Consider the following 9,350-nt stretch of genomic DNA (forward strand, 5'->3'; position numbering starts at 1 on the left):
CGATCCGTGGCCGTGCCCGTGACCCGCGGCGGGGACGTGCGTCACGCGCACACGACACGCGCGACGCGGTGACCGGCCGGAAAGGGTTCCGTAAAGGGCCGCGCACAGAAGGCGCCCCACCCCGTGCGAAGGCGGCCGCGATGCCACCGTTCACCCCATTCGCCCCCACCTCTCCTGCGGGTTTCGACCGACCCCGGCTCGCCAGCCCCCTCCCGGCGTACCGCTCGGTACGGTAGTTTCACGCGCTGGGGGTAACGGATCACAGCGCGTCACCGGCGCGTGACCAGGGCACGGAAGCGGGGATCGGCCTTGCGTGAGTACTACAACCCGCCGCTGGCGGGACCACCGCCGGTCGGCGGCCTGGCCGACAGCGTCTTCCAGCGCGCCCGCACCGAACCCGACCGGGTGGTGCTCGCCCGCAAGGACCGCGCGGGGCGGTGGCAGGACGTCACCGCGGCCGAGTTCCGCGACCAGGTGCTCGCCCTCGCCAAGGGACTGCTCGCGGAGGGCGTCCGGTTCGGGGACCGGGTGGCCGTCATGGCGCGCACCCGCTACGAGTGGACGCTGTTCGACTTCGCGCTGTGGACCGTGGGCGCCCAGGTGGTGCCCGTCTACCCGACCTCCTCGGCCGAGCAGGTCGCCTGGATGTTCGCCGACGCCGAGGTCACCGCCGCCGTCGTCGAGCACGAGGACCACGCGATGACGGTGGCCACCATCATCGACCGGGCGCCCGGGCTGCGCCGCCTGTGGCAGATGGACGCCGGCGCCGTGGAGGAGATATCCGCGGCCGGAGCCCACCTCGAGGACGAGGTGGCCCACCGGCACCGCAACGCCGTCACCCCGGAGACCGTGGCGACGGTGATCTACACCTCGGGCACCACCGGCCGCCCCAAGGGCTGCGTCCTCACCCACGGCAACTTCATGTTCGAGTCCGACACCATGGTCGGCCGCTGGGAACCGGTCTTCCACTCCAAGCCCGGCGACGAGGCGTCCACGCTCCTCTTCCTCCCGCTGGCCCACGTCTTCGGCCGGATGGTGGAGGTCGCCAGCATCCGCCACGGCGTGCGGATGGGCCATCAGCCCGAACTCAACGCCGCCGTCCTGATGGCCGACTTCGCCTCCTTCCAGCCCTCCTTCGTGCTGGCGGTGCCCTACATCTTCGAGAAGGTCTTCCACGCCGCACGCCGCAAGGCGGAGCGGTTCGGCAAGGCCGCCGCCTTCGACCGGGCCGTCGAGGTCGCCGTGCGGTACGCGGAGGCCGTGGAGGAACGGGAATGGGGCGCCGGCCCCGGTCCCTCGGCCGCCCTGCGGATGCAGCATCAGCTCTTCGACAAGCTGGTGTACCACAAGGTGCGCCAGGCGCTCGGCGGACGGGTCAGGCACGCCATGTCGGGCGGCTCGGCGATGGACCGCCGGCTGGGCCTCTTCTACGCCGGCGCCGGCGTGCGCGTCTTCCAGGGGTACGGCCTGACCGAGACCACCGCCGCGGCCACCGCCAATCCGCCCGGCCGCGTCCGGTACGGCAGCGTCGGGCCGCCGATCCCCGGCGTCACCGTGCACATCGCGGAAGACGGCGAGATCTGGCTGGCCGGCGACGGTATCTTCCACGGCTACCTCAACGACCCCCGGGCCACCGAGGAGGTGCTGCGAAGCGGCTGGCTGGCCACCGGCGACATAGGGCGGCTCGACGAGGACGGCTATCTGCACATCACCGGCCGCAAGAAGGAGGTCCTGGTGACCTCCGGCGGCAAGACGGTCTCCCCGGTGATGCTGGAGGACCGGGTCCGCGACCACCCACTGGTCGCCCAGTGCCTGGTCGTGGGTGACGACCGCCCGTACATCGCGGCGCTGATGACCCTCGACCAGGAGGCCGTCGAGCACTGGCTCCAGATGCGCGGCAAGCCGACACCCACCGCCTCCGAACTGGTTCGCGATCCGGCCCTGGAGATGGAGGTGCGGCGCGCCGTCCAGGCCGCCAACAGCCTGGTCTCGCAGGCCGAGTCGATCCGCACCTTCCGAATCCTGGCGCAGCCGTTCACCGAGGAGCAGGGGCTGCTGACGCCCTCTCTGAAACTCAAGCGCAAGGCCATCGAGAAGGCGTACCAGGCGGAGGTCGAGGCCCTCTACCGGAGCTGACGGTGCGAAGGGCGGCAACCGCCCGCGCAGGGGGGCCGCCGATCCGTGTGCCGTTCCCGGAATGCGTCCTGCCCGCCGATGGTTGAGGATGGGAGCCAATGTCCGTCCAACGAAGGATCGAGAGCGCGTGAGCAGCAAGGTCCCCCCGATCGTCCTCAACAACGGCGTGGAGATGCCCCAGCTGGGCTTCGGTGTCTGGCAGGTCCCGGACGACGAAGCGGAGCGCGCGGTGGCGACCGCCCTCGAGGCCGGTTACCGCAGCATCGACACGGCGGCCATCTACGGCAACGAGGAGGGCACCGGCAAGGCCGTCGCCGCCTCCGGCCTCCCGCGCGAGGAAATCTTCGTCACCACCAAGCTCTGGAACAGCGACCAGGGCTACGACTCCACCCTGCGGGCCTTCGACACCTCGCTGGGCAAGCTCGGCCTGGACTACGTCGACCTGTACCTCATCCACTGGCCCCGGCCCCAGCGGGGCGCCTTCGTCGAGACGTACAAGGCGTTCGAGAAGCTGCTCTCCGACGGCGTGGTCCGGGCCATCGGCGTGTCCAACTTCCTTCCGGAGCACCTGCGGACGCTGCTGGACGCCACCTCGGTGATCCCCGCCGTCAACCAGATCGAGCTCCACCCCCACCTCCAGCAGACCGAGGCCCGCGAGTTCCACGCCGAGCAGGGCATCGCCACCGAGGCGTGGTCGCCGCTCGGCTCCGGCAAGGGGCTCCTGGAGGTCCCGGCGATCGCCGCCATCGCGCAGAAGCACGGGCGGACGCCCGCCCAGGTGGTGCTGCGCTGGCACCTCCAGACCGGCAACATCGTGATCCCGAAGTCGGTCACTCCCTCCCGGATCAAGGAGAACATCGAGGTCTTCGACTTCTCCCTGGACGACGAGGACCTGGCCGCGATCCGCGCCCTCGACGAGGGCCGGCGCCTCGGCCCCGACCCCGCGACCGCCGACTTCGGCTGACGCCGCGCCGCCCGGGGCCGCCCGCCGGCCCCGGGCCCGCACCGACTGCTTCGCCCGACCGCTTCCCCCATTGCCTTGCCCGACTGCTTCCCCCGACGGACCCGCGCGGCCCCGACGGCCCGGAGAAAGAGGGTTCCGCAGCAGTGAGTACCAGCAAACAGAACCGTGCGGCGGTCCTCGGCACGGCCTTCCTGAGCGTCGCGCTGATTCCCGCGGGCATCGCCGGCGCCGCCTTCGACCCGAACTCCTCCGACGTGGCCCCCGCCCGTCCCGGCCCGCCCGCCGAGGACGTCAGGGTCGTCGACGTGCCGGTCACCGCGTGGACCGTGCGGGAGCGACTGAGGTCCTGCCGGCCCGTCTCCCGCGGCGCGTACGCCACCGACGAGGGCCGCCGGCCCACCGTGCCGGTGTGCGGGCAGGGCGACGTCGTCCACTGGACGGCGGACCTCGACATCGACTGCGACGGCCTGCGCACCCGGCGGTGCAACGAGGAGACCGACCCGTACTTCCGGCCCGAGACGGCCTTCCACCAGGCCGACGGCATACCGCTGCGCGCCGACCGGCTGCCGTACGTCGTGGTGCCGGCGCCCGGCGAGAAGTGGGACCACGCCGCCGAGGGGGTGGGCGCCGGGGACCCGGTGGTCCTGCTCCACGGGGACCGGATCGCCTACGCCGTGGTCGGCGACGTCGGCCCCGCGGACATCATCGGCGAGGCCTCCTACGCCGCGGCCGAGGCGCTCGGCCTCGACCCCCACCCGGTCGGCGGCGGGGCGCGGTCCGGCGTCACCTACCTGGTCTTCAAGGACGCCCCGGCCCGGCCCCTGGGCAGCCGGCGGGCGGCGGTGGAGCAGGGCGAGCGGCTGCTCCGCTCCTTCGTCAACCCGTAGGGTCCGTCTGATCCGGGGGTTCTCGCAGATCAGATGCATTTTGCTCCCCCCGGTGAAGCGGCCCGTGCCGTCCGCTCAGGGCGCCGGTTCCGTGTACTGGAACGTCACCTGCACCCGTGCCGGTCTCCGCAGCTCCTCGGCACCCGAAGGCGCGCGCTCGACGAGGATCATTCCGTCCGGCGTCGTGCCGTACCAGACCGGTGCCCGTAGGCCTTCCCCGCACAGCCCTCGCGGCAGTTCCGTGGTCCCGGGTTCCATGGCGTACTTGACGACGTCCCGCTCGGCGAAGAGCGCATCCCTGTCGGGCACCAGTCCGGCCCGCACGAGGTAGTCCGGCACCTGGTCACTGACGAAGGAGACGACTGCCTTCCCGTCGTGGGTGTGGTACCGGACGTCGGTGGCGTCCTGCGGCAACGTCGCACCGCCCGCCTCGACCGCTGCCGGCAGAGCCACCTCGCTGCCGTCGCAGGCGCGGGCATCACCGAAGGGATGCGTCAGGCCGCTCCGGAGGAGCCCCGTCACGCCTCCGGCGACGACCGGGACCGCGAACAGGGCCACGAGGAGGCGGGAACGCCATCTCCCCGACGCCCGGGGAGAACCGTCCCCGCCCCGGCCCGCGCCCCCGTGCCCGCCGCTGTCCCCGTCAGGTATCCGGTCGCTCATCCCGGCGCCCCCGTTCTCCCGAGTCCTCGGCCACGCAGCATGCCAGAGGAACGGCTCCCACCGTGACCCGCCGTCAGCTCCGGTGCGGCATCGCGGCGTGAGGCGGGGCCGACCAGCGCGTCCGGACGGCCGCCCGGAGGCGTCAGACAGCCCCGTGGAGTCCGGCCGACTCCTCCACCCTGCGCGCCAGCGCGAAGTCCAGCTCGGTGATCCGGCCGCCCACGCTGTGCGTGTTCACCGACAGGGCCACCGTGTTGTAGCCGAGGGTCAGGTCCGAGTGGTGGTCCAGCTCGTCCTGGACCCGGGCGACGTCCGCGACCAGGGTGGCGGCGACCGCGTGCGAGGGGAGGCGGTAGGAGCGGGTGAGCCGGTCCTCCTCGACCCGCCAGCCGGGCAGCGCCGACAGCCGCTCCTCGATCTCCTGCTCCGTCAGCGGCTCGACAGCCATGGCCCGCTCCTCCTCAACCGGTGATCCGTCGCGGTCAGCGTTCCACAGGCCCCCAGGCCACGTGCGGCACGCGGGGCCGCCCACCGAAACTTTCCGAAAGCCTTGGCCACGAAATCACCTCGAGGATGGGAGATCGGTGCCCACCGTGGCAGACTGCCCACGCAACGAAAGCGTGGAGCTCTGGGGAGGACGGCGTGAGCGAGCGACGCACCGCGCCCACCGTCGGTCAGGTGGTGCTCGGGAAGCGGCTCCAGGAACTCCGCGAGACCGCCGGGCTCAAGCGGGAGGAGGCCGCGCGGATCCTGCACGTCGCGCCGGCCACCGTACGGCGGATGGAGACGGCGGAGGTCTCCCTCAAGATCCCGTACGTGCAGATGCTGCTCTCCGCGTACGGGGTGCCCGGGCGCGAGGCTGCCGAGTTCGTCGCACTCGCCGAGGAGGCCAACCGGCCGGGCTGGTGGCAGCGGTTCCACGACGTGCTGCCGGACTGGTTCTCCCTGTACGTCAGCCTGGAGGGCGCGGCGAGGATGCTGCGCTCCTACGAGCCGCACTTCGTGCCGGGGCTGCTGCAGACCGAGGACTACGCGCGGGCGGTCCTGCGGGCCGGCGCCCCCGGGCCGAGCGCCGACGAGACCGTCGAGCGGCACGTCGCGCTGCGGATGACCCGGCAGCGGCTGCTGGAGCAGGAGACGCCGCCCAGGCTGTGGGTGATCATGGAGGAGACGGTGCTGCGCCGCCCCGTCGGCCCCGATGCCCGGGTGATGCGGGAGCAGATCGAGCGGCTGCTGGAGGCGGCGGAGCAGGACCACATCACCCTGCAGGTGGCGGAGTTCGCGTCGGGCCCGCATCCCGGGGCGTACGCGCCCTTCTCCCTCTTCCGCTTCGCGGAGCCGGAGCTGCCCGACATGGTCTTCACCGAGTACCTCACCGGGGCGCTCTACCTCGACTCCCGCGACGAGGTCGCCGCCCACCTCGAGGCCCTCGACCACATGACGGCCCGTGCCGCCTCCACGGAACGCACCCGCGCCGTGCTCCGCGAGTACCTGGAGCGCTACGGCTGACCGTGCCACGCCGACGGGCGCGGGGAGCCGGGGGCTCCGCCGCGCCCGCGGGGTGTCAGGCCAGCTTGGCCGAGAGGGTGATGGTGGTGCCGGTGAGCGCCTGGCTCACCGGGCAGTTCTTCTTGGCGCCCTCGGCGGCGGCGACGAACGCGTCGTTGTCGATGCCCGGCACGGTGCCTTCCACCGTCAGGTGGATGCCCGTGATGCCCTCGCCGGGCTGGAAGGAGACGTCCGCGGAGGTGGTGAGCCGCTCCGGCGGGGTGCCGGCGCCGGCCAGCGCGTGCGACAGCGCCATCGAGAAGCAGGAGGAGTGGGCCGCGGCGATGAGCTCCTCCGGGCTGGTCTTTCCGTTCGCCTGCTCGGCGCGCGACGGCCAGGAGACCGGCTGGGAGCCGATGCCGGACGAGTCGAAGGTGACGACGCCGCTGCCCTCGAGCAGGTTGCCCTCCCAGACGGTGTGGGCGGATCGCGTGGTGGCCACGTGTGATTCCTTCCTGACGGAACGTCCAGTACGTCCAGTACGGATCGCTCCGATGTTACCGAGGTACCCCACCCGCCCGTCCTCTGGGCACGCACCTCGCCACCCTCTTCGGACGCGCACCCGCCCCGCGTGCTCCCGCGTGCCGCCGGGCCTCGCGGGCGCGGGGCGGCCCTGTCGGCGGCTTTGTCCTGCGACAGGAGAAAGTCGGCGCGGATTCGTGCACGACTTCTTCCCACCCCGCCCCACCGCTGCTACGTTCTCCGCGAAAGCAAGCCCGTACAGGGGCAGTTGAGCAGGGGAGGGGACCGTGAGACGCATGACCGCACGTCCCGCCAACGCGCATCAGGCCCGCCTGCTGCGGCTGTTGCGGGACGAGGGCCCCAACTCCCGTGCCCAGCTCGGCGACCGCGTCGACCTGTCCAGGTCGAGACTCGCCGTCGAGGTGGACCGGCTGCTGGAGACGGGACTGGTCGTCGCCGACGGCCTCGCCGCCTCCCGCGGCGGCCGCCGCTCCCACAACATCCGCCTGGCCCCGAGCCTCCGCTTCCTCGGCGTGGACATCGGCGCGACCTCGGTCGACGTCGCCGTCACCAACGCCGAACTGGAGGTCCTCGGCCACCTCACCCAGCCGCTGGACGTGCGCGAGGGCCCGGTGCCCGTCTTCGAGCAGGTCCTCGACATGGCCGCCAAGCTCAAGGCGTCCGGACTCGCGGAGGGCTTCGACGGCGCCGGCATCGGCGTCCCGGGACCGGTCCGCTTCCCCGAGGGCGTGCCGGTCGCCCCGCCGATCATGCCGGGCTGGGACGGGTTCCCGGTGCGCGAGGCGCTCAGCCAGGAACTCGGCTGCCCGGTCATGGTCGACAACGACGTGAACCTGATGGCCCTCGGCCAGATGCACGCCGGGGTCGCCCGGTCCGTGGACGACTACCTGTGCGTCAAGATCGGCACCGGTATCGGCTGCGGGATCGTCGTCGGGGGCACGGTGCACCGCGGTGTCACCGGCAGCGCCGGCGACATCGGCCACATCCAGGCCGTACCCGACGGCCGCCCCTGCGCCTGCGGCAACCGCGGCTGCCTGGAGGCCCACTTCAGCGGGGCCGCGCTCGCCCAGGACGCGGTGGAGGCCGCCCAGCAGGGCCGATCCCTCCAACTCGCCGCGCGGCTGGCCGAGAACGGCCGGCTCACCGCGGCCGACGTCGGCGCCGCCGCCGCGGCGGGCGACGCCACCTGCCTCGACCTGATCCGCGACGGCGGGACCCGCACGGGACAGGTCATCGCGGGACTCGTCAGCTTCTTCAACCCCGGCCTGGTGGTGATCGGCGGCGGGGTGACCGGCCTCGGCCACAACCTCCTCGCCGCCATCCGCACCCAGGTCTACCGCCAGTCACTGCCCCTGGCGACCGGCAACCTGCCGATCGTCCTGGACGAACTGGGCGCCGCCGCCGGAGTCGTCGGGGCGGCCCGCCTGATCAGCGACCACGTGTTCTCACCCGCCTGACACCAGCCCGACAGCCGCCGGGTCGGCCGAAGCACCGGCACCGCACCACCGGTACGACCGAAGATCCGGTACCGCGCAACCACCGGTACCGCGCAACCACCGGTACCACCGGAACACCGGTACCACCGACTCCTCGGTACCACTGAATCCTCGGTACCACTGCACTTCCGGTACCACCGCAACCACGGGGCCCCGTGCCAACCGCCCCGCCCGAGCCGCACCACCGCGACCGCGCGCGATCCGTTCTGCCCTGCCCACCGCCGGGAGATGCGTCATGCCGTCCGAAGTCCCCGCACCGCTGCTCACCATGACCGCGATCACCAAGTCCTTCCCGGGCGTCCGCGCCCTGGACGGGGTGGACCTGGAGGTCCGGGCAGGCGAGGTCCACTGCCTGCTCGGGCAGAACGGCGCGGGCAAATCCACCCTCATCAAGGTGCTGGCCGGCGCCCACCAGCCCGACGGCGGCGCCATCACCTGGTGCGGGGAAACGGTCTCCCTCCGCTCGCCGAGCGACGCGGTCCGCCTGGGCATCGCCACCATCTACCAGGAACTCGACCTGGTCGAACACCTCTCCGTCGCCGAGAACATCCACCTCGGTCACGAACCCACCTCGGCCGGCTTCGTGGTCCGCCCCCGCGTCGCCCGCCAGGCCTCCGCGGAACTGCTGCGCCGCCTGGGACACCCGGAGATCGACCCGGCCCGCCCCGTCCACGCGCTCTCCGCCGCCCAGCAGCAGATCGTCTCCATGGCCCGCGCGCTCTCCCACGACGTCCGGCTGATCGTCATGGACGAGCCGTCCGCCGCCCTCGACCCGGACGAGGTCGACAACCTCTTCCGCATCGTCGGCGGGCTCACCGACGAGGGCGTCGCCGTCGTGTACATCTCGCACCGCCTGGAGGAGATCCGCCGCATCGGCGACCGGGTCACCGTGCTCAAGGACGGCCGCGCGGTGGCCGGCGGGCTCCCCGCCCGGACCACGCCCACGCGGGAGATCGTCTCCCTGATGACCGGCCGCAGCGTCGAGCACGCCTTTCCCCCCAGGCCGCCGGGCCCGCCCGAGGCCGCGCCCGTGCTCACCGTCCGGGGCCTGGCGCTCGAGGGCAGGTTCCAGCCGCTCGACCTCGAACTGCGGCCCGGCGAGATCGTCGGTCTGGCCGGACTGGTCGGCTCCGGCCGCTCCGAGATCCTTGAGACCCTGTACGGCGCCCGCCG

Annotated in this window: 9 protein-coding genes; 6 read left to right on the forward strand and 3 right to left on the reverse strand. The window is 72.6% G+C overall.

All coding sequences use genetic code 11. The annotated features are described in order from the left end of the window. The first annotated feature begins 309 nt into the window (after positions 1 to 309). The 3 genes from HW445_RS09810 (at position 310) to HW445_RS09820 (ending at position 3,987) form a co-directional block, all read left to right on the forward strand. Positions 310 to 2,136, forward strand: a complete 1,827-nt coding sequence (locus HW445_RS09810; protein WP_180220641.1) for a long-chain fatty acid--CoA ligase — start codon at positions 310 to 312, stop codon at positions 2,134 to 2,136. A 127-nt stretch (positions 2,137 to 2,263) separates the two neighbouring features. Beyond that, positions 2,264 to 3,100, forward strand: coding sequence for an aldo/keto reductase (locus HW445_RS09815; protein WP_308798757.1), 837 nt, complete (start codon positions 2,264 to 2,266; stop codon positions 3,098 to 3,100). Positions 3,101 to 3,243: 143 nt separating this feature from the next. Continuing rightward, on the forward strand, positions 3,244 to 3,987 hold the full coding sequence (locus HW445_RS09820) for a glycoside hydrolase family 75 protein (protein ID WP_180220643.1): 744 nt from the start codon (positions 3,244 to 3,246) through the stop codon (positions 3,985 to 3,987). A gap of 75 nt (positions 3,988 to 4,062) precedes the next feature. Here HW445_RS09820 and HW445_RS09825 read toward each other — a convergent pair whose 3' ends face one another. Beyond that, positions 4,063 to 4,545 carry a hypothetical protein gene (locus tag HW445_RS09825; RefSeq protein ID WP_180220644.1) on the reverse strand — a complete coding sequence of 161 codons (483 nt, stop codon included), beginning with the start codon at positions 4,543 to 4,545 and terminating at the stop codon, positions 4,063 to 4,065. A 247-nt stretch (positions 4,546 to 4,792) separates the two neighbouring features. Then, positions 4,793 to 5,098, reverse strand: a complete 306-nt coding sequence (locus tag HW445_RS09830; RefSeq protein ID WP_180220645.1) for a 4a-hydroxytetrahydrobiopterin dehydratase — start codon at positions 5,096 to 5,098, stop codon at positions 4,793 to 4,795. A gap of 194 nt (positions 5,099 to 5,292) precedes the next feature. Between HW445_RS09830 and HW445_RS09835 the strand changes: the two genes are divergently transcribed. Further along, positions 5,293 to 6,159, forward strand: a complete 867-nt coding sequence (locus HW445_RS09835) for a helix-turn-helix transcriptional regulator (protein ID WP_180220646.1) — start codon at positions 5,293 to 5,295, stop codon at positions 6,157 to 6,159. Between the two features lie 55 nt (positions 6,160 to 6,214). Here HW445_RS09835 and HW445_RS09840 read toward each other — a convergent pair whose 3' ends face one another. Then, positions 6,215 to 6,640 (reverse strand): OsmC family protein, encoded by a 426-nt coding sequence (locus tag HW445_RS09840; RefSeq protein ID WP_151770217.1) that lies wholly within the window; start codon positions 6,638 to 6,640, stop codon positions 6,215 to 6,217. Positions 6,641 to 6,956: 316 nt separating this feature from the next. On the opposite strand from HW445_RS09840, the gene HW445_RS09845 reads away from it, so the two are divergent. Then, complete coding sequence (locus HW445_RS09845) at positions 6,957 to 8,138, forward strand: ROK family transcriptional regulator (RefSeq protein ID WP_180220647.1); 1,182 nt, start codon at positions 6,957 to 6,959, stop codon at positions 8,136 to 8,138. A gap of 307 nt (positions 8,139 to 8,445) precedes the next feature. Beyond that, positions 8,446 to 9,350: sugar ABC transporter ATP-binding protein (locus HW445_RS09850; protein ID WP_180220648.1), on the forward strand; the 905-nt coding region annotated here is incomplete at its 3' end.

Source organism: Streptomyces sp. UH6 (assembly GCF_013421635.1).
Lineage (GTDB): Bacteria > Actinomycetota > Actinomycetes > Streptomycetales > Streptomycetaceae > Streptomyces > Streptomyces abyssomicinicus.